This is a genomic window from Marinobacter sp. DUT-1 (genome assembly GCF_050379415.1).
GTDB lineage: Bacteria > Pseudomonadota > Gammaproteobacteria > Pseudomonadales > Oleiphilaceae > Marinobacter.
On the sequence record NZ_JBNRLS010000002.1, the window covers coordinates 402,951 to 422,481 of the forward strand.

The window sequence follows — 19,531 nt, forward strand, 5'->3', positions numbered from 1 at the left end:
CATGGGCAGCCAGTGGCTTGAGGGATCCGTCCGGCATCGGAGAATGCAGCCGATCGGCCATGGGTTCGAGTATGGCGCCGGCATGCTGGCGCTCGACGTGGACGAATGGGACAGGATCACCGGCATCAGCCGGTTCTTCTCCCTGGAGCGCTTCAACTGGATGTCCCTGCGCCGTGATGATTACTTTCGGCCGGAAATCCGGAACCTGTCCGCCGCCATTCGCGATTATGTGAAAGACGCCACCGGCTGGTACCCGGACGGGACGGTGGAACTGATCACCCACCCCCGCTATTTCGGCTACGTGTTCAATCCGGTCAGTTTCTACTTCTGCTACCAGCAGGGGGAGGATCCCGCCGAGGGCTCGGTGCCTCGGGTCATCGTGGCCCAGATCACCAACACGCCCTGGCACGAACGGCATGTCTACTGCCTGGAGACCACCGGAGCGAAAGCCAACAGCGCGGGCTGGCGAACCGAGCGCTTCGGCTTCTCCAAGCGCTTCCATGTGTCGCCGTTCAATGGCATGGAACAGGAATACCAGTGGACTTTCAGTTACCGCGGTCCGGAAATGCGGATCCACATGAACGTACTCCAGGAACAGCACAAGCATTTCGATGCCACCTTGGTGGTCCAGCGCACCCCTCTCACTCGTAAAGAATTGCACAGGAGCCTGCGCCGTTTTCCGGTCGAGGCGATCAAGGTGGTCGCAGGCATCTATTGGAACGCCCTGCGCCTGAAACTCAAGGGCGCCCCGTTCTATACCCATCCGGACAAACTGTCCGGGAACGATCCGGCCTATCGCCGGGGAACCGAAGATGCCGGACTGGATGTGACCACCGGCAATGACGTAAACACCACTGGTGGAAGGGTAAGCTCATGGAGAACCTGAATACATCCGTCGATACACGCGAACATGCCGACTCCGGCCGTCTGCCATTGATGAGTCGCATCGCCCGGCAACTGGTGCTTCAGCAACTCAAGGTCCTCCAGCACGGCGCGTTGACCATCAGGGAGACGGGGGTCGAAACCCTCGTCTTTGGCGATGGCGATACCCGTTACGCCCCGGCCGAACTGGTCATCCATGACCACAGCACCTGGCGGGATCTGCTGACCGGCGGTGGTGTGGGTGCCGCCGAGGCTTACGTGGCCGGCGACTGGTCCACCCCGGATCTGGTGTCGCTACTGCGCTTCTTCACCCGCAATGTCGACCGGATGAACGAATTCGAGGACCGCTTCAGCTGGGTCACCAAGCCGGCCCTCAAAGGCCTGCACTGGCTCAACCGAAACACCAAAGAAGGTTCCCGCAAGAACATCAGTGCCCACTACGACCTGGGCAACGACCTGTTCGAGACCTTCCTGGACCCGACCATGATGTACTCCTCGGCCATCTATCCGCGCGAGGATGCCACCCTGGAGGAAGCGGCGGTCCACAAGCTGGATACCATCTGCCGGAAACTGGACCTCGGCCCGGACGACCGCGTGATCGAGATCGGCACCGGCTGGGGTGGTTTTGCCATCCATGCGGCGAAGCACTACGGCTGCCACGTCACCACCACGACCATTTCCCGGGAGCAGCTGGAACTGGCCCAGGCCCGGGTCAAGGCCGAGGGACTGGAAGACCGTATTACCCTGCTGTTCGACGACTACCGGGACCTCGAGGGCCAGTTCGACAAGCTGGTCTCCATTGAAATGATCGAGGCAGTCGGTCCGCAATTCCTGGACAGCTATTTCCAGCAGATCAACGCCCTGCTCAAACCCGATGGCCTGGCCCTGGTGCAGGCCATCAACATGCCTGAGCAACGCTACACGCGCGCCCTGAAGAACGTGGATTTCATCCAGCGCTTCATCTTCCCTGGCAGCTTCATTCCCTCGTTCGGCGCCATTCTGGAATCGGTTCGCAACGGCTCGAACCTGGTGCTGACCCATTCGGAAGATATCGGGTTCCATTACGCCCGCACCCTGCGTGACTGGTGCGAGCGCTTTATGGCGAAGAAAGACAGTCTGGATCAGATGGGCTACGATCAGGCGTTCCGCCGCTTGTGGCATTTCTACTTCGCCTACTGCGAGGCCGGATTCAGCGAGCGGGCCATCGGCGTGTCCCAGCTGATGTTTGCCAAGCCCGGCAACAAACGTGCGAACATCCTGAGCGTATGATTGCCTCGGAAACCTCCCGCAAGGTTCTGAATTTTGTCCTGTTCCAGGCGGGCTGGCTTCTTTGTGTGCTGTATCCGAACCGGCTTGCGGTTCTGATCATAGGCCTGTTCCTGATCTTGCACTTCGTGCTGGTCAGCCAGAAGCGGATCAGTGAACTCCAGTTCATCGGCTTCGGCACCGTAGCTGGCGCCGCCATGGACACGCTCTGGTTCCAGACCGGCGTACTCTATTCGGAGACCGCCGAACTGCTGATCGTGCCCCCGTGGCTGGTGGCAATCTGGGCCATTTTCATGACCACCCTGTGTCATTCCCTGGACTGGATCAGCCGGAATCGCTGGTTGCCCTTTGTGCTGGCGCCCATTGCCGGCCCCTTTGCCTACTGGTCAGCGAGCAAACTCGGTGCTGTGTCCTTGCCCGACCAGACTCTCTCTCTGCTTGCACTCGCGGCAGGCTGGTTGGTGGTATTCCCGCTGCTGCTGTTCATTCGAAGGTACCTGTACCCGGAGCTTGCACAATGACTCCGATGCGTAGACGAACTCTGGCACTGTTGCTATTGGCTGCCACCGGCACCTGTTATGGGAAGACCTTCCAATTCTCCGGTGAGGCCCGGGCGGTGAACGGGGACGTGCTGTACACCGAACACCATCAGGTTGAAGGCGAATGCAGCCAGGGCCAGTTTCGCCCCCTGGATCACCGGGTGGAATATCGCGAGCAGGACCAGAGTGAGGGCTTTGCGGACAAGGTCTTACGGTATCAGCGTTCTCCCCTCCAGCCGGAAGTGGATTTCAACCAGCCGCGCTTTGATGAATCCCTCCGGATCAGTTACCCGGACGGAAACACCATTGAAGTCGACTGGCAGACGCCCTCGGGCGAAACCCGGGCGTTCAATGTCCCGGTCGAAGGTCGCGCCGTGGTTGATGCCGGGTTCGACAACCTGGTTCGCCAGAACTGGTCCGCGTTGCAGCAAGGCCGCTCGGTGGAATTCCGGTTCCTGGGTCCGACCCGGGGCGAACTCTATGGCTTTATCCTTGAGCCCAGCAATCATCCGGAGCTGGATGCGGATCTGGAAGTCGCCATCCGCCCCACGAGCATGCTCCTGCGCTTCCTGGTGGACCCGATACAGCTTGGTTATAACGCTCGCGGCGCGCTCACCCATTACCTGGGCCTGACCAATATCCGCAAGAACTCCGACACCAATTACCAGGCCCACATCCGCTACGACATCGCCAGTTACCCGGAATGTGAACTGACTCCCTGATCCTGTCGGTGCTGCCAAGGCAGCAACCCGGTACCAGTATGTTAAACTCCGCCGGAACCAACGCCGGAGACCTATGCAGCCATGATGTTTGTATCCTTCAACGTCAACAGTATTCGCACCCGCCTGCACCAGCTGGAAGCCGTCATCAAAGACCTGAAGCCGGACGTGATCGGGCTACAGGAAACCAAGGTGCAGGATGTGAATTTTCCGGTGGAGGAGATTCATAAGCTGGGTTACCGGGTCCATTTTCATGGCCAGAAGACCCACTATGGCGTTGCCCTGCTGTCGAAGGTGGAGCCAGAGAGGGTACTCAAGGGTTACCCCTGGGACGGCGAGGACTCCCAGCGCCGGCTGATCACCGGTCAGTTCACCGTCAACGGTGAGAAACTGACGGTCATCAACGGCTATTTCCCCCAGGGCGAGAACCGCGACCATCCGGTGAAATTCCCGGCCAAGGAGAAGTTCTACGCCGACCTCATGCGGTACCTGGATGAGCTGAAGCAGGAAGGCGGCCACGTGGTGGTGATGGGTGACATGAATATCTCACCTACGGACAGGGATATCGGGATCGGGGCCGACAACGCCAAGCGTTGGCTGCGCACTGGAAAGACCAGCTTTCTGCCCGAGGAACGGGAATGGCTCGGCAAGGTGGAACAGCGCGGCTTTACCGATGTCTTCCGGCACCTGCACCCTGAAGAAGACAATACCTTCAGCTGGTTTGATTACCGCAGCCGCGGCTTTGAACGGGATCCGAAACGGGGCCTGCGCATTGACCTGATCATGGCCAGCGACAGTCTGCTACCCAAGGCCCGTTCAGCCGGGGTTTCCTACGACATTCGCGCCATGGAACGGCCCTCGGACCACTGTCCGGTCTGGGCCAGTTTCGATCTCTGAGGCGCGGCCGGGCGCGACATGAAAAAAATCAAAACCCGCGACCGCATCCTCGATACCAGCCTGGCCCTGTTCAACTGCGTCGGGGAGCCGAATGTGACCACCCTGCTGATCTCCGACGAACTGGAGATCAGCCCGGGCAACCTGTATTACCATTTCAAGAGCAAAGGCGACATCGTCGAGGAATTGTTCGGGCGATTCGAGGCTGAAATGCTCGATCTGCTGGCGGTGCCGGAAGATGCGGATATCAGCCTCGACCAGAATGGGTTCTTCCTGCACCTGATGTTCGAAACGGTCGCGCGGTACCGCTTTCTCTACCAGGACCTGGTCAATGTGCTGTCGCGATATGATCAGCTGCAAGCGAGATTCAAGCGACTGCTGAAAAAGAAGACTGCCGCTTTCGAGGTAATCTGCGAAAGTTTCCGGCGCCAGGGGATGATGGCAATAAACGGAGAAGAACTTGAGTCCCTGTGTAAGCAGTTAACGCTAACCGCTTGTTACTGGAGCAGTTTTGATACGCTTTCACACCTTGAGGATCGGGAGTCCGTGGACCCGGGGCGCGGGGTTTACCAGATGATGCACCTGGTTATACCGTACCTGGCTCCCGAAGAGCAGGACGAAGCCCGGCTGATGAGCCGGGATTACCTCTGACCTACTCCTCCTCGTCACTCCCGGCCTGGTTCCGAAGGCGGTTCAGCTCGGTTTCCAGAATCTCGACGCGGCGCTCCAGCGCCTCGATCTCTTCACGGCGATGAATGCCGAGGCGGCGCAAGGCTCCTGATACCCGCTCGTCAAACATGTTTTCGAGCTTGTCCCAGGTCCCGGTGGCCCGTTCACGAACGCCCTCGACCCGGTCTTCCACCGACTTGATCTGCTTGCCGACCACGCCGCGGGTTTTGCTTTCCAGTTGCTCGCCTTCCTGCACCAGACGTTCGAAAAACTTGCCGGTGTCCTCTTCAGCCTTGGTATAGGCGCCCAGCCCCGCCAGCCAGATCTGCCGTGCAGAACCCTTGATCCTGGCGGCCAGCTGCGCGTCGGTCTCCGGCTTTGTGGATTTTTCGTCTGACATTTATCAACCTCGGGGTGGAAATTTCGCTTCAGAGCCCTATTGTATTACACCCCCGGCGGGATTGCAGTGGCGCTGAAACCCGCACAGGAAAAGGCTGCAGTATAAACACGCATTCGATATGAAAAAATGTTTTCAAACGGAACGGGCTCTCGCTTGAAGTGTTCAAAATATGGTCAATACTTCACCATACCGGTATCCCTGCTGATACCGGTTTGTCTGGAAGTCTTTCATGGATACTACTCGCACGCCTCTGCCCGGCATCCCTTGCCGGGCTTTTTTCGTGGTATTATTACCCGTCCTTATAAGCTTATTCCTATAATCAAAAACCTGTCATCACGGAGTAGTCAATGATCGAGATTGCCTGGAGTAATTTCACTCCCTGGTCGGCTCTGGCCGGCGGTATTCTGGTTGGCCTGGCGGCCGCCAGCTTTCTGTTGCTTAACGGCCGCATCGCGGGCATCAGTGGAATCCTCGGCGGCCTGCTGACACCTCTGAAAGGCGACATCGCCTGGCGAGTCGCCTTCATGCTGGGGCTGCTTGCAGCTCCGGCAGTTTGGCTTCTGGGCGGAGATATGCCCGCCATCGAGATCAACGCCGGTTACCCGGCACTGATCATTGCCGGCCTGCTGGTAGGCATCGGTACCCGCTACGGTTCCGGTTGCACCAGTGGTCACGGCGTCTGCGGTCTATCCCGCCTGTCCCTGCGGTCGCTGGCGGCCACCCTGAGCTTCATGGCCATGGGCTTTATTACCGTATTCGTTATCCGTCACGTGCTTGGAGTCTGATTGAGTATGAAGTATTCCCTTGCATCCCTGTTTGCTGGCCTGATTTTCGGATTCGGCCTGATTTTGTCCGGCATGGCCAATCCGGAGAAGGTATTGGGCTTTCTTGATATCGCTGGTCTTTGGGATCCGTCCCTCGCCTTTGTCATGGGTGGCGCCATCATCGTCGGCGTCGTGGCATTTGCGGTTGCCCGTCGCCGGACCCTGTCGTTTCTTGGTTTCAGCATGAAGATTCCATCCCATACGCATATCGACAAGCGCCTGGTCATCGGCAGTCTCATGTTTGGCGTAGGCTGGGGAATTGCCGGCATCTGTCCGGGTCCGGGGATCGTGGCCCTGGGGGCCGGCGAAACCAAGGCGGCGGTATTCGTTGTCTCGATGGTGGCCGGCATGGCGATTTTCGAATTAATTGAGCGGAACCGGGCAAAAGCCTGAACGATTTCTGGTAACTTAGCCCCACCAAGATTGCGGAGGTTTTCCATGGATATCCGAAAAATTGACGACACCATTTCCGTAGCGCCACAGATCAGCGTGGAAGATGTGGCCGAGGCGGCTCGCCTGGGGTTCAAGACCCTCGTTGCGAACCGCCCGGATCACGAAGAGCCCGGCCAGCCGTCCATGGCAGATATCGAGGCCGCCGCAAAGGAACAGGGACTTGAGTGGGTCTACATGCCGGTTGAATCCGGCAACATCACGGATGACGACGTGGATCGGTTTGCGCCGATGATCCGGGACGCGGCAAAGCCCGTATTGGCTTTCTGCCGCTCCGGCACCCGCTGCACCGTCCTCTGGGCCCTGAGCGCTGCCCGCTCCAACCCGGCCCAGGAGATTTTCACCAAGGCCCGTAACGCTGGCTACGACATCAGTGGCCTGGCTCCGAGGATGGCGCAACAGTCACAGAACAAGGGGTAGCCGCCCGCCCATAAACCAGACCAGGGACCGACTTGAATGAAATACAAAGGCTCGGAGAATTTCAGCCATAACCAGCCCGAAAGGCTGGGCGTACTGGTGACCAACCTTGGCACCCCGGACGCCCCCACCACTTCAGCCCTTCGACGCTATCTGGCCGAGTTCCTCTGGGATCCCAGGGTGGTGGAGGTTCCCCGCCCCCTGTGGTGGCTGATCCTGAACGGTATCATCCTGCGCATCCGTCCGAAGCGCAGCGCCCAGGCCTACGCAGGTGTGTGGGAAGCAGAGGGCTCGCCCCTGCTGCTGCACACCGCCAAACAGGCGGAAGGTATCCGCGAGGCGCTGAAGCAGAAGTACGGACCGAACGTTGTGGTCGGGTTTGCCATGCGCTACGGCAACCCGTCCATCAGCAAGGTACTCGATGAAATGCAGGAACAGGGCGTGCGCAAGCTGCTGGTGTTGCCGCTCTACCCCCAGTACTCGGCCTCGACATCAGCCTCCACCTTCGATGCGGTCGCCAGGGACTTCACCAAGCGCCGCTGGCTGCCGGACCTGCGCTTTGTTTCGCATTACCCGGACTACCCGCCCTACATCGAAGCCATGGCCCGTCATATTGAGGCGCACTGGGCCAACCATGGCCGCAAGGACAAGCTGATCCTGTCCTACCACGGGGTGCCCCTGAAGTATCTGTTGAAAGGCGACCCCTACCACTGTGAGTGCCACAAGACCTCACGCCTGCTGGCCGAACGTCTCGGCCTCTCGTCCGAGGACTACATGACCACCTTCCAGTCCCGTTTCGGACGCGAGGAATGGCTGAAGCCCTACACGGATGAGACGTTGAAATCGCTGCCCGGCAAGGGCATCAAATCAATAGATGTGTTCTGCCCCGGATTTTCCTCCGACTGTCTGGAGACGATTGAGGAAATCAACGAGGAAAACCGTGAGTACTTCATGGAGGCCGGTGGTGAGGGATTCAGTTACATACCGGCACTGAATGCGACACCGGGCCACATTGAGGCCCTGGTGAAGCTGATTGAGGACAACCTTGCGGGCTGGCAGATTCCGACCAATGCCCCGGAAGGCCTGGCCGAGCGCCAGAAGCGCGCAGACCAGCAGAAAGCAATGACCTACCCCGGCAGATCCCTCTAGGGGATCCGCCGTATCAACGATCAGTCAGACGATTTCTGGCGGTCGGAGCCCGGTTCGGCTCTGGCCGTCTTTTCCTGCTCCCCGTCCTGCAGATCCGGAACAGACTGACAGAAGGTACATTCCTCGGTATCCACCAGGGCGCCTCCGGTTTCCACATAACGGATCCGGTGGCTGGCCTGGCCACGGTTTGCCGAGACGGCGAACTTGCGGTCTTTCCGCCCGGACACGGTGCTGGGTCTGGTATCAGGCATACATCCTCCTGGTTTGCTACTGGTCCCATTATGGGGGCTGTATGAATGCAACCCCAGTAAGCACATACCCTGGGGCATTTACAGCACAAACCTCTCCACCAATCCCTCTGCACCTGCCAGCTTCACCGCCATCGATGCAACAGCCAGGTCCTGCAGACCTACGCCGGTACCGTCGAACAGGGTAATGTCCTGATCCGCCCTGCGCCCCGGATGTTTTCCGTTGATCACATCCCCGATGGCGATGATCCGTTCCGGTGCCAGGATTCCAGTTGCCGCCGCGTGCTGGGATTCACCTATGCTGGTGGCCTGGGCTACTTCGTCGGTGAAGATTTCCGCCCGCGCATAAAGCATGGGATCAACCTCCTGCTTACCCTTCGTATCTGTCCCCATGCACGCAATATGGGTACCCGGTTTGACCCATTCAGACATCAACAGCGGTTCGAATGCCGAGGTGATGGTAATGATCACATCGGACCGGGCAGCAAGGTCCGGCAATGAAACTGCCTCGAAAGGGATACCCTGTTCTTCACACACCGCGGCCAGGCGCGCCAGGTTTTCCGGATCCCGGTTCCAGCCGACCACCTGATCAAAGTTACGCTGTTCAAGTGCCGCTCTGAGCTGGAACGTGGACTGGTGACCGGCGCCCACCATGCCCAGGACCCTGGCATCCTTACGCGCCAGATGCGCAATGGACACCGCTGAAGCAGCCGCAGTCCGGACTGCAGTCAGGTAGTTGCCGCCCACCAACGCCGAGAGTCTTCCGGTGTCGGGGTCAAACAGAACGACCGTTGACTGATGATTCGTCAGTCCTTTCCGGGTATTACCCGGCCAGTAGCCCCCGGACTTCACGCCAAGGACCATACCCGCCCGATCAAATCCGGACTTGAACCCATAGAGAGCGTCGGCATGACCAATCGCCTCCCTGACTACCGGGAAGTTGCGGGCGGACCCGCTCGCCATGGAAGCGAACACCGCCTCGACTGCTTCAAAGGCCTGTTTTCGGCCGATCACCGCCTGACAGGCCTCTTCCGGAACCACAGTTACCTGACAGCCAGCGTTACTCAAATTGCTTGAAGTCTCCATCGCAACCTCCTCAGAAAGCTTTGCCGCGGGCACTGACGGGCCACAGGGTTTCAACTTTTCCGTTGCGCACCCCCACGTACCAGTCGTGAACATTGCAGGTAGGATCACAATGTCCCGGCACCAGCTTCAGCCTCTCGTTGATGGCGAGAACGCCTTGGGGATCGGCAATGACTCCGTGCTCATCCGAACACTTGATGTATTCCACATCATCATCGCGTCCGAAGATGAACGGCAGACCGCTGTCCACCGACTGGGCCTTGAGGCCGGCGTCGCAGATAGCCTTGTCGGACTTGGCGTGGCTCATGACGCTGGTCAGGATGAACAGTGCGTTTCGCCATTCGCCCTGGTCGATGCGGTTACCTTCCCTGTCCTGGATGCGACCGTAGTCTGCATCCATGAAGGCGTAGGAACCGCATTGGAGCTCGTTATACACGCCCGAATTGCTCTCGAAATAATAGGAACCGGTTCCCCCGCCGGACACCAGTTCCGGCTCAAGCCCCACCTCTTTCAGTGCCGCTACGGCCTCACGGACCATCCCGATCGCGGCGTCCAGTTTGGCCTTGCGATCCTCATAGGAAGTCATGTGCTGCATTGCGCCCTGGTAGGCCTGGATTCCTGAGAACCGGAGGTTCGGCGCCTCGTCGATCGCCTTCGCAATACCGACGACCTCCTCCGTTCTGGTAACACCGCAACGACCGGCCCCACAATCGATTTCCACAAAGCAGTCCAGTTGAGTGCCATGGCGCTGAGCGGCCGCGGACAGCTCCGGGACGTTGTCAGGGTCGTCTACACAGACAATGGTCCTGGCGCCCAACTGCGGGATCCGGGCGAGGCGGTCGATTTTGCCGGGGTCCCGAACCTGGTTGGATACCAGGATGTCCTTGATCCCGCCCCGGGCAAAGACCTCCGCCTCTGAAACCTTCTGACAACACACTCCGACGGCACCACCGAGTTGTTCCTGCAGCCGGGCGATATCCACGGACTTGTGCATCTTGCCGTGGATTCGGTGGCGCATGCCATGGGCCTTGGCGTAGTCCCCCATTTTCTTGATGTTGTATTCCAGTGCATCCAGATCCAGCACCAGGCACGGGGTCTGTATTTCGCTTTCATCCATGCCAATCGCTGCCGGAATGTCGTAGCCCACTTCCAGGCCGTCCGTGTTTTTCAGGTTCATGTTAGTCATTAGCGATATCCTCGTTGATTGTTATTCAGGTCCAGGGAAGCGCGTCCAGATCCACGTTGCCGCCGGTTACGATCACACCCACCCGCTTGCCTCGGAATAGCTCGGGGTTCTTCAGGATGGTCGCCAGGGGGACGGCAGAACTCGGCTCCATGACAATCTTCATTCGCTTCCAGATCAGTTTCATGGCGTCGACAATCTCTTCCTCACTGGCAGTCAGAATGTCCGAAACGTGATTGCGGACGAAGTGCCAGGTCAGTTCTTTCAAGGGGACTTTCAGACCGTCGGCAATTGTGTCCGGCGCATCGTCCGCAATGATGTGACCTGCCCTGAACGATCGGGCGGCGTCGTCGGCATTGAGAGGTTCGGCGGCATAGATCGACACCTCCGGCGCCACATTGGACAGCGTCAGGCAGGTGCCCGATATCATGCCTCCGCCGCCAATCGGCGCTATCACCGCCTCCAGGCCCGGCACCTGCTCATTCAGCTCCATCGCGCAGGTGGCCTGGCCAGCTATCACCCGCGGATCGTTGTATGGGTGGACAAAGTCCGCACCGGATTGCGCCACAACCTCGGCAAAAACCGCCTCGCGGGAACTGGTTGAGGGCTCGCACTCGACAATGGTGCCGCCATAACCGAGCACCGCCTCTTTCTTCGCTCGCGGCGCTGTGTGCGGCATGACGACGGTAACCGGAATACCCCGCCGGCCCGCCGCATAGGACAGGGACAACGCGTGGTTACCGGAAGAGTGGGTAGCCACACCGATGCGGGCCTGCGCTTCACTCAGCCCGAAAACCGCGTTGCAGGCGCCCCGGACCTTGAACGCGCCGGCCTTCTGGAAATTCTCACACTTGAAGAACAGTTCGGCGCCGGTCAATTCGTTGATGAACCGGGAGGTCAGAACCGGCGTGCGATGAATGTACGGCTCTATACGCTCCCTGGCGGCCAGCGCATCTTCAAAGGTTGGTATCTGTTTGATTTGATCGTTCATGGTTTACCTCGCCGAGTCGTCAGCTTGCTGTCCTGCGGAAATAGTCCTGGGCGGCACTGACACCGCTGCCCAGGTCAATTGGGTAGTTCAGATCCGCCATCGCCATCTCTATGGTTGCCAGCCCGGAGAGCACCATGACGTCGGTGAGCGAGCCCAGATGACCGATCCGGAACGCAGCGCCGTCCATTTCCCCCAGCCCCACTCCGAAAGACACACCGTATTTTTCAAAGGCGTGGTCAGTGAGTTCGTTACTGTCGAAGCCCTCGGGCACCAGAATCGCACTGACCGTATCCGAGTAGAGGTCGGGAGATCTGGCGCAGAGCTCCAGCCCCCAGGCACGGACTGCACAGCGAACCCCTTCCGCCAGCCGGTGATGACGGGCATAAACGTTGTCCAGCCCTTCCTCAAGGAGCATCCGCAGGCTTTCCCGGAGACCATGAATCAGCTGCAGCGGTGGCGTGTAGGGGTAGCCACCCTGCTCATTGGCCGCTCGCATGACCTGAAAATCGAAGAATGCCCTTGGCAGAGTCGCACACTCCGTTGCCGCCAGTGCTTTTGGGCTGACAGCAAGAATGGCGAGGCCAGTGGTCAGCATGAAGCCCTTCTGCGAACCGGCTACCGCGACATCCACGCCCCAGTCGTCCATGGCAAAAGGCATGGACGCCAGCGAACTGACACAGTCGACAAACAACATGGCCGGATGGGAGGCCCGGTCCAGGGCACTTCGTACTGCAGCTATATCGCTCTTTACGCCCGTGGCGGTTTCGTTATGGGTGACCAGCAGGGCCTTGATCTCATGCCCGGTATCGGACCGGAGCGCTTCCTCAAACCGGTCCGCAGGCGCGCCGCTGCCCCACTGACAGTCAATAACCTGGACCTCCAGGCCGTGTCGGCGGCACAAATCAATCCAGCGATGGGAAAACATTCCGTACCTGGCAACCAGTACCTTGTCGCCGGGAGACAGGGTGTTACAGATCGCTGCCTCCCAGCCCCCGGTACCGCTCGCGGGGAAGATGATGACTTCGCCGCTCTCGGTACCGAACACCGACTTGCACTGGTGCAACACGGGCCTCAGCGTTTCCACAAAGTCCGGAGCGCGGTGATCACGGGTCTGAAGCTGCATTGCGGACCGCAACCGGTCGGGAATATTGGTGGGGCCGGGTATGAAAACGGGATTCTGATCCGACATTGATTCCACTCCGTTTTTGTATTTATGTCCGGTGGCGGGATCTGCATTACTGCTTGCCGCCTTCAAATCCACGGTAGGAGTGAGGTTATTTTTGCGCAATACGCAAAGTTTCCACATTGTGGAATTTCAGAAACTAATGGTTGACGGTATGTTTTTTCATCGGTTTTTCAGCAATTTACACTGGATATAAATAGGTACCGACACATTCCGTATTGTGGAAATTACCTCCATATGACAAAATTAGCGTCATAAATTCCCCGCGAACCGCTGCTATCTGAAGGGACAAAAACATTTCAATGATGGATACGAAAACGGAATCGAGAATCCAGGTAATCGACCGGGCGGCCATGCTCATGGAAGCCATCTCCCGGTACTCCAAGCCCGTAAAACTGAAAACCCTGAGTGCTGATACCGGGCTGGCACCGTCCACGGCGTATCGGATCCTGCATTCGTTGATCAGCAATCGCTTTGTCGAGCGTGATTCCAACGGCGATTACCGGCTAGGCCAGCGGCTACTGCAGCTGGGCAACCGCCTCCACACAGACATAGACCTGCGGGCTGTGTCCCTGCCCTACATGGAGGCCCTGTGTAAGCAACTGGGGGAAACCATCAACCTCACCATCCGCGAGGGCGATGTCGTGATCTACTTCGAGAAGGTCACCCCGAACCGGATGATGCATGTTAACCAGATAGTGGGAAGCCGGGCGCCACTGCACGTGACAGCCGTGGGAAAACTGATGCTGGGACTGGCGGGAGAGGAAGCCATCCAGGCCTATGCAAGCCGGACCAACCTGCCGGCCTATACCCGGAACACTCTGTCGTCCTTGCCGGAGCTCGAGGAGGCTTGCCTCAAGAGCATGCGTCAGGGCTATGCGCTCGACAATGAGGAAGCTGAGATCGGGGTGGGCTGCATTGGCGTGCTAATTTACGACCGCTCCGGAAATGTGAGTGCCGGGCTCTCGGTTTCGGCACCTATTGAGCGTCGCAAAGATGAATGGATCGCAGAATTGAAACGCGCGGGAGAGGATATTTCACGCCAGCTTGGTTACCGGCCTGACAGGTAGAGGGCTAAACAGCGAAGATCAGCAGGGATGCTGGGCAAGACAAAACTACTATGGAGGATGACACCGTAAGCATCCCTGTTTTAGTCCCATACCTGCTTTTAACCCTCCTTTTCGCAGAGCGCTGCTGCCCCCAACAAATACCAGTAAATAAAATTAAATTCCGCTCTCATTATATGAGTTTTATTGGCGAACAGCTGCCGTGTTCCGGTTCCCCTGCTCCAGTTTGTTACCAGACCGGTTAAACCCTATATTGAAAATAGGAATGCACTACCCCGCAGAATCTGCCCGATGAGAACTGCCCTACCTAACGGCTCCGCTAACCTGGTGCATTTCGTTGTGGACATAGTTCTGACTTAACCACAAGGAGAAGCTAGCATGTCGATAACGTCAGAAACTCAATTAGCTAAAGATGTATCAGGCTGGCTCGACCCAACCATGGACTCGGTTCGTGGGACGGAAACGCCCAAGGATCCGGAAAAAGGTTACATCGCCCTGCTTGGGTGGAGCTTAAATGCGGTCAAGGCAGCGCAAAAATTTGACCGCCGCTACATCGTTGTAGCTCCGGATTGGGCTGCGGATTTCTGTACCGCAAATAAGATCCCTTTTATCCCATGGGATTTTACCCGTCTGAATGACCGGTCCATGGAGATTGCAGAAAGGCTAAAGGCGGAAGGCGTTGATGTAGCGCTACCGCTCTTCGAGGAAACCGTCGAGTGGTCAGGGGCCATCAACTCAGTCCTGCTTAACGAACCTCATATGTACGGTCAGTCTATTCTGTTCCGCGACAAAGCTCTGATGAAGCGCCGTGCACAACTTGGCGGTATTCGCGTCGGGATTTTCCAGGAGGCGTATGAGAAAGAGGACATCGTCCGCTTCATGAGGCGCGTAAACCAAACACTACTGCACCTTGAGGGTGACCCAGACGACCCGATTCATGTCAAGGCATTCGACAAAGCCGGTTGCCTCGGCCACCGAATGATTCGAAAGATAGAAGACATTGACGCCATTCCGCCGGAAGAGTATCCGTTGCTGATGGAAAGTCACCTGAGCGGCTGGGAGTTTGCCGTTGAGGCCTGGATCCACGAAGGGAAAATCAAGTTCCTTAATATTTCCGAATACGTAACGCTGGGCTACTCGGTATTCGTCCCGGCTACTAATGAACTTGAGAGCTGGCGTAACGCGATCACCAAACAGATCGAGCTGCTGATCAAAGCCTTCGATATCAAGTTCGGTTTTATTCATCCAGAGTACTTCGTCACCTCTGACGGCGAAATGTACTTTGGAGAAGTTGCATACCGTCCGCCGGGTTTCAAGGTTTTCGAGCTTATTGAGAGAGTCTACGGATTCAATGCGTACCAGGCTTCTATGTTGGTGTTCGATCCTAAAAGCACCAAAGAGGAGGTAGATAGTTTCTTCCCCCGCGAAGTGGTTGACGCGAAGGGCTATGCAGGTTGCTTCGGTGTATATCCAAGACGCCGCGTGGTCAGCAGGCTCGAAATGCCCAAAGAAACGATTGAGCACCCCTATTTCGAGTCCCACGAATTGGTCGCACCTAAAGAAGAGATAGTTCCTGAACGGTTAGCATACGGCACTCATTGGGGCCTGATCTTCTTCTTTGGTGACGACCCCATCAAGATGCGGGATCTGCTGAAAGCCCAGGAAGAGCTGGATTTCTATGTTTAGAGGTTAGCCTCAGTGCGCATGACTTCCCGCCGCGAAGCCAGGCTAATCGGTTATTGTGCCGCCGGGCACCAGCGCCGCGATGGACCTGGCATGGAACTCGGCTACATCGGACACCACCGCACAGCCGGGATCGTCAGCCAGGATGTTAAGCGCATTCACCGGTTTCCCTGACAGCGCTTCGCTCACGGCATAGGCGCTGTCAGCCAAAGCCTTGGCGTTGTAGCCACCTTCCAGCACCAGTACCAGGCGGCCATCACAAAGCTCGTCGGCCAGGACCCTCATGCGCTGGGTGACAGCGGCATAACCGGTTTCATCCATGTTGCAGACCAGATCGAGGTAATGGCAATCGAAGCCACTGGATACCAGCAGAATATCGGGCCGGAATGCACGTGCCGCCGGGCGCACCACCTGATCGAATACATTCAGCAGCGTGGCGTTGCCAAAACCCATGGGCAGTGGCACGTTGAGATGGTAACCAAGGCCCGCTCCAGCTCCAGTTTCGGCCAGCAGGCCGGTGCCCGGATAGAAGGGTGCCGCACAATGGCTATCGACCACGAGCACGCTGGGGTCGTCATAGAAAATGGCCTGGGTGCCGTTGCCGTGATGCATGTCCCAATCCCAGATCATGACGCGGTCATAGCCGAGTGCTTTGCGTGCATGCGCTGCAGTGACGGCCAGGTTGTTATAAAGGCAAAAGCCACGGGCACGGTCAGCCGGAGCATGGTGCCCCGGCGGGCGCACGATGCAGAATGCCCGCCGGGCTTCACCGGCGGTGATCGCCTCGATCGCGCTGATTCCAGAGCCGGCGGCCAGGCGGGCCGCTGTCACGCTGCCCGGCGATACCGCAGTCGTGTCCTTGGACAGCCAGCCGGATTTCCCATCCAGCGACTCGATATGGGCCACATAAGCTGCATCATGCGCCCGCTCAAGCTGAGTGGCGGTGGCCGGGGCCGGCAGCATCCAGCGTACGCCGTCGATGGGCTCCATAAGCAGCCGATCGACAATCGCTGTCAGTCGCTGTGGACGCTCGGGATGGGTATAGGTGTCCAGATTGGCATTAGGATACTGCAGCTCAATCATCGCCTTCACATCGTCAGTCCATTCGGGACGATCAGGATCCCAGCCGTGTGGATTGTGACCAAGCATACGGAAGTCGTAATAGATCAATACAGTCGCTGTCATAGCTGTCATCACAGGACATTATGTTTTGACCTGCCCACCTCGGCAGCGTGGATTATGCTGAAATGGACACATACCAACACACAGCCATACTGAGAGCGCAGGGTATGACAGAGTCTAATGCAGAAATCAGTGAAGATTAAACCTGGTCGGCCTAGAGTACCGATGAAGGCAGGTTTTCAGAAGGAGGTATAAGACCTTGAGTTGAATAGAAAAATGGCGGTGGGCCAGGGATTCGAACCCCGGGACGGCTACTAACCGTCGGCGGTTTTCAAGACCGCTGCATTCAGCCACTCTGCCAGCCCACCTTTCAAAACCATTGCTGCCGTTGCGACAGCGAGGTGCATGATACCGGAATTGCCTGTGCTGTCAACGCCCTGCATAAATCCCGCCGCACTTTTCAACATTAACGCGGTTTAATGGAATCCACAGGGCACTTTATTGTCGTAAATGATTGAAAGTTGCGTATTCGACATTATGATTGGGGACAGTATCCAGTCGTTACACAAACGGAGATGACAATGGAAAACAGAAGATTCGGCGCTCAGGACCAGCAGGGTGCCTATTCCGCGCCTCAGGCTGAGCGAGCGACTACTGGCATCAGCGCTGATGCAATGAATGTGCTGCGCAACACCTACATGCTCCTGGGCATGACCCTGGCCTTCTCGGCCCTGACCGCATTCCTGAACATGAACGGAACCCACCCGGGCTTCCTGATCACCATTGTGGGCTACATCGGTCTTCTGTTTGCCACCTATAAACTGAAGAACAGCCCCTGGGGCATTGTGACCACCTTCGCCCTGACCGGCTTCATGGGTTACACCCTGGGCCCGATCATCGGTGCGTTCGTGGCCGCAGGCGCATCCCAGATCGTCGCCCAGGCGCTGACACTGACTGCTGTCGCCTTCGTTGGTCTGTCCGCAACCGCGATCATCACCAAGAAGGACTTCAGCTTCATGTCCAGCTTCCTGACCGCTGGTGCATTCGTGCTGATCGGTGCCATGGTCTTGGCGTTCATCATGGAAAGCTCTGCCCTGCACCTGGCAGTGTCTGCAGGCTTCACCATCTTCGCCTCCATCATGATCCTGTTCGAGACCAGCCAGATCATCAAGGGCGGCGAGCGCAACTACATCATCGCCACCGTTGGCCTGTACGTCTCCATCTACAACCTGTTTGTCAGCCTGCTTCACCTGCTGGCAGCGTTCAGCGGCGAAGATTGATCGCTCCTGAAACCAGGTTAACCGAAGCCCCGGCCTTGCCGGGGCTTTTACTTTGAGTAAACTGAAACCGCTATCAACACGGTACCGGCCATGCAGGATTCCACCCCGTTCTCGTTCACTCTCGTTATCACCGGAGCGCCCTACAGCTCCCAGGCACCCCAGAGCGCACTGAGCTTCGCCGAGGCTGCCATCAGGGCCGGCCATCGGGTAGACCGGGTGTTCCTGTACGGGGATGGCGTACAGCTTGCCTCCGCCCTCGCCTCGCCACCTTCCGATGAACCTCACTGGCCCCGGGAATGGAGCACTTTTCTTGAGGAACACGGAATTCCGGGCGTTGCCTGCATTGCCTCGGCATTGAGGCGCGGCCTGGTGGATGAAGGTGAACAGAAACGGTATGAGCTGCCTGCCAGCAACCTCCTGGCGCCGTTTTCTATCGCGGGACTGGGCGAATGGGTTGAGGGCCGGATGGCGTCATCACGAACCGTCTATTTTCACGGGAGCGACTGACCATGAGCACGCTGATTGTCATCGACAAGTCTCCCTATGGCAGCTGGGCCGGCCGGGAAGCCCTGGATATGGCGTTTTCGCTTGCAGCGTTTGACCAGCCGGTATCGCTGCTGTTCTGTGGCGCCGGGGTAAACTGGCTGCGCAAGGGACAGGAGCCCGGAGAGATCCGTCAGAAGTCGGTGGAGAAGAACCTGGCCGCCGCACCCATCTTTGGCGTGGAAGCCCTGCTTGCCGATAGTGATGACTGCAGCCGCTATGGACTTGAGGCCGAACAGTTGCTGGATGGCGTGACCCTCGTTCAGGCCGACTCGCAACTGTTCACAAACTACAGCCACGCCGCCTTTGCCGGATAACACCATGACCGAGATCCAGACTCTGCACATCCTGAACAAGTCCCCGGAACATCCCAGATTTGCCCGTTGCCTGTCGATTGCCGGCCCGGACGACGCCGTCCTTCTGATCGAAAACGGCGTACTGGGGTTTGGTGCCGCTTCCGCCAGTGCTTCCGGAAAGCTTTTCGCCCTGGAGCCGGACATGGATGCGCGGGGAATGGGCGATCAATCCGGAACAGTGGAAACCATCAACTACGACGGTATGGTCGAGCTGACCGCCCGAGCAAAACAGGTAATCAGTTGGTGAACCATGAGTGAGCAGCAGATCCCGCAACGGAACAACGAAGGTTTTCTGGAGGATGCCTGGGCGTGGACCCCGGAGGTGGCGGAGGTTATTGCATCCGAGGACGGCATTGAGCTATCCGGAAATCACTGGGAAATCATAGAGTTTCTTAGAGGTTTTTATAAACAACACGAAGTATCGCCACCCTCGAACCGGCTCTTCGTCAAGGCGGTAAAGGAAGCCTTCGGGGAGGAGAAAGGCAACAGCATCTACTTGATGCAGTTGTTCCCGGGCACGCCAGCCAAGACCGCCTGCCGGATCGCAGGACTGCCCCGCCCGACCAACTGCCTGTAACCGAAA

24 protein-coding genes and 1 tRNA gene are annotated in these 19,531 nt (G+C 58.0%); 17 read left to right on the plus strand and 8 right to left on the minus strand.

Annotated features, from left to right (window positions below; all coding sequences use genetic code 11):
* The first annotated feature begins 1 nt into the window (after position 1).
* From ACQUTG_RS07495 to ACQUTG_RS07520, 6 genes are all read left to right on the plus strand, one after another.
* Positions 2-886: a DUF1365 domain-containing protein gene (locus ACQUTG_RS07495; RefSeq protein WP_428918808.1), complete on the plus strand. Its 885-nt coding sequence runs from the start codon at positions 2-4 to the stop codon at positions 884-886.
* On the plus strand, positions 874-2,151 hold the full coding sequence (locus ACQUTG_RS07500) for a class I SAM-dependent methyltransferase (protein ID WP_428918809.1): 1,278 nt from the start codon (positions 874-876) through the stop codon (positions 2,149-2,151). The genes ACQUTG_RS07495 and ACQUTG_RS07500 overlap by 13 nt, the downstream gene beginning before the upstream one ends.
* Positions 2,148-2,669 (plus strand): DUF2878 domain-containing protein, encoded by a 522-nt coding sequence (locus ACQUTG_RS07505; RefSeq protein ID WP_428918810.1) that lies wholly within the window; start codon positions 2,148-2,150, stop codon positions 2,667-2,669. The genes ACQUTG_RS07500 and ACQUTG_RS07505 overlap by 4 nt, the downstream gene beginning before the upstream one ends.
* Positions 2,666-3,409 carry a hypothetical protein gene (locus ACQUTG_RS07510; protein WP_428918811.1) on the plus strand — a complete coding sequence of 248 codons (744 nt, stop codon included), beginning with the start codon at positions 2,666-2,668 and terminating at the stop codon, positions 3,407-3,409. The genes ACQUTG_RS07505 and ACQUTG_RS07510 overlap by 4 nt, the downstream gene beginning before the upstream one ends.
* Positions 3,410-3,490: 81 nt before the next feature.
* Positions 3,491-4,303: an exodeoxyribonuclease III gene (xthA, locus tag ACQUTG_RS07515; protein WP_428918812.1), complete on the plus strand. Its 813-nt coding sequence runs from the start codon at positions 3,491-3,493 to the stop codon at positions 4,301-4,303.
* Positions 4,304-4,321: 18 nt separating this feature from the next.
* Entirely contained in the window at positions 4,322-4,951 is a 630-nt protein-coding gene (locus ACQUTG_RS07520; protein ID WP_428918813.1) for a TetR/AcrR family transcriptional regulator, read from the plus strand.
* A 1-nt stretch (position 4,952) separates the two neighbouring features.
* On the opposite strand, the gene ACQUTG_RS07525 is transcribed toward ACQUTG_RS07520, so the two are convergent.
* A complete protein-coding gene (locus ACQUTG_RS07525; RefSeq protein WP_428918814.1) occupies positions 4,953-5,369 on the minus strand; it encodes a phasin family protein in 417 nt (138 codons plus the stop codon).
* A 347-nt stretch (positions 5,370-5,716) separates the two neighbouring features.
* Here ACQUTG_RS07525 and ACQUTG_RS07530 point away from each other — a divergent pair, with 347 nt between their 5' ends.
* Genes ACQUTG_RS07530 through hemH form a run of 4 tightly spaced genes read left to right on the plus strand, consistent with a single transcriptional unit; the run spans position 5,717 to position 8,209 of the window.
* On the plus strand, positions 5,717-6,154 hold the full coding sequence (locus ACQUTG_RS07530; protein ID WP_428918815.1) for a YeeE/YedE family protein: 438 nt from the start codon (positions 5,717-5,719) through the stop codon (positions 6,152-6,154).
* Positions 6,155-6,160: 6 nt separating this feature from the next.
* Positions 6,161-6,586, plus strand: coding sequence for a DUF6691 family protein (locus tag ACQUTG_RS07535; RefSeq protein WP_428918816.1), 426 nt, complete (start codon positions 6,161-6,163; stop codon positions 6,584-6,586).
* A gap of 45 nt (positions 6,587-6,631) precedes the next feature.
* Positions 6,632-7,063: a TIGR01244 family sulfur transferase gene (locus tag ACQUTG_RS07540; RefSeq protein ID WP_428918817.1), complete on the plus strand. Its 432-nt coding sequence runs from the start codon at positions 6,632-6,634 to the stop codon at positions 7,061-7,063.
* 36 nt (positions 7,064-7,099) lie between these two features.
* Entirely contained in the window at positions 7,100-8,209 is a 1,110-nt protein-coding gene (gene hemH, locus ACQUTG_RS07545) for a ferrochelatase (RefSeq protein ID WP_428918818.1), read from the plus strand.
* A gap of 20 nt (positions 8,210-8,229) precedes the next feature.
* Here the strand turns inward: hemH and ACQUTG_RS07550 are convergent, their stop codons facing one another.
* The 5 genes from ACQUTG_RS07550 to bhcA form a co-directional block, all read right to left on the minus strand.
* A complete protein-coding gene (locus ACQUTG_RS07550; RefSeq protein ID WP_428918819.1) occupies positions 8,230-8,460 on the minus strand; it encodes a hypothetical protein in 231 nt (76 codons plus the stop codon).
* 78 nt (positions 8,461-8,538) lie between these two features.
* Entirely contained in the window at positions 8,539-9,543 is a 1,005-nt protein-coding gene (bhcD, locus tag ACQUTG_RS07555; protein ID WP_428918820.1) for an iminosuccinate reductase BhcD, read from the minus strand.
* A gap of 10 nt (positions 9,544-9,553) precedes the next feature.
* A complete protein-coding gene (gene bhcC / locus ACQUTG_RS07560) occupies positions 9,554-10,726 on the minus strand; it encodes a 3-hydroxy-D-aspartate aldolase BhcC (protein WP_428918821.1) in 1,173 nt (390 codons plus the stop codon).
* A 25-nt stretch (positions 10,727-10,751) separates the two neighbouring features.
* Entirely contained in the window at positions 10,752-11,714 is a 963-nt protein-coding gene (gene bhcB, locus ACQUTG_RS07565; RefSeq protein WP_428918822.1) for a beta-hydroxyaspartate dehydratase BhcB, read from the minus strand.
* A gap of 19 nt (positions 11,715-11,733) precedes the next feature.
* Complete coding sequence (bhcA, locus tag ACQUTG_RS07570) at positions 11,734-12,903, minus strand: L-aspartate--glyoxylate aminotransferase BhcA (protein WP_428918823.1); 1,170 nt, start codon at positions 12,901-12,903, stop codon at positions 11,734-11,736.
* A 296-nt stretch (positions 12,904-13,199) separates the two neighbouring features.
* Between bhcA and ACQUTG_RS07575 the strand changes: the two genes are divergently transcribed.
* Positions 13,200-13,967, plus strand: a complete 768-nt coding sequence (locus ACQUTG_RS07575) for an IclR family transcriptional regulator (protein WP_428918824.1) — start codon at positions 13,200-13,202, stop codon at positions 13,965-13,967.
* A 375-nt stretch (positions 13,968-14,342) separates the two neighbouring features.
* Complete coding sequence (locus ACQUTG_RS07580) at positions 14,343-15,650, plus strand: ATP-grasp domain-containing protein (RefSeq protein ID WP_428918825.1); 1,308 nt, start codon at positions 14,343-14,345, stop codon at positions 15,648-15,650.
* 42 nt (positions 15,651-15,692) lie between these two features.
* Here the strand turns inward: ACQUTG_RS07580 and ACQUTG_RS07585 are convergent, their stop codons facing one another.
* Together ACQUTG_RS07585 and ACQUTG_RS07590 are read right to left on the minus strand one after the other, a co-directional pair.
* Positions 15,693-16,832, minus strand: a complete 1,140-nt coding sequence (locus tag ACQUTG_RS07585) for a histone deacetylase family protein (protein WP_428918826.1) — start codon at positions 16,830-16,832, stop codon at positions 15,693-15,695.
* Between the two features lie 214 nt (positions 16,833-17,046).
* A tRNA-Ser gene (locus ACQUTG_RS07590) sits at positions 17,047-17,137 on the minus strand.
* 213 nt (positions 17,138-17,350) lie between these two features.
* On the opposite strand from ACQUTG_RS07590, the gene ACQUTG_RS07595 reads away from it, so the two are divergent.
* From ACQUTG_RS07595 to ACQUTG_RS07615, 5 genes are all read left to right on the plus strand, one after another.
* Positions 17,351-18,049, plus strand: a complete 699-nt coding sequence (locus ACQUTG_RS07595) for a Bax inhibitor-1/YccA family protein (RefSeq protein WP_428918827.1) — start codon at positions 17,351-17,353, stop codon at positions 18,047-18,049.
* 90 nt (positions 18,050-18,139) lie between these two features.
* Positions 18,140-18,556 carry a sulfurtransferase complex subunit TusD gene (gene tusD, locus ACQUTG_RS07600; RefSeq protein ID WP_428918828.1) on the plus strand — a complete coding sequence of 139 codons (417 nt, stop codon included), beginning with the start codon at positions 18,140-18,142 and terminating at the stop codon, positions 18,554-18,556.
* A 2-nt stretch (positions 18,557-18,558) separates the two neighbouring features.
* Complete coding sequence (locus ACQUTG_RS07605) at positions 18,559-18,909, plus strand: DsrE family protein (protein WP_428918829.1); 351 nt, start codon at positions 18,559-18,561, stop codon at positions 18,907-18,909.
* A 4-nt stretch (positions 18,910-18,913) separates the two neighbouring features.
* The gene (gene tusB, locus ACQUTG_RS07610; RefSeq protein WP_428918830.1) at positions 18,914-19,195 is read left to right on the plus strand and encodes a sulfurtransferase complex subunit TusB; all 282 of its coding nucleotides are present in this window, start codon (positions 18,914-18,916) and stop codon (positions 19,193-19,195) included.
* Between the two features lie 3 nt (positions 19,196-19,198).
* The gene (locus ACQUTG_RS07615) at positions 19,199-19,525 is read left to right on the plus strand and encodes a TusE/DsrC/DsvC family sulfur relay protein (protein WP_428918831.1); all 327 of its coding nucleotides are present in this window, start codon (positions 19,199-19,201) and stop codon (positions 19,523-19,525) included.
* Positions 19,526-19,531 lie beyond the last annotated feature (6 nt).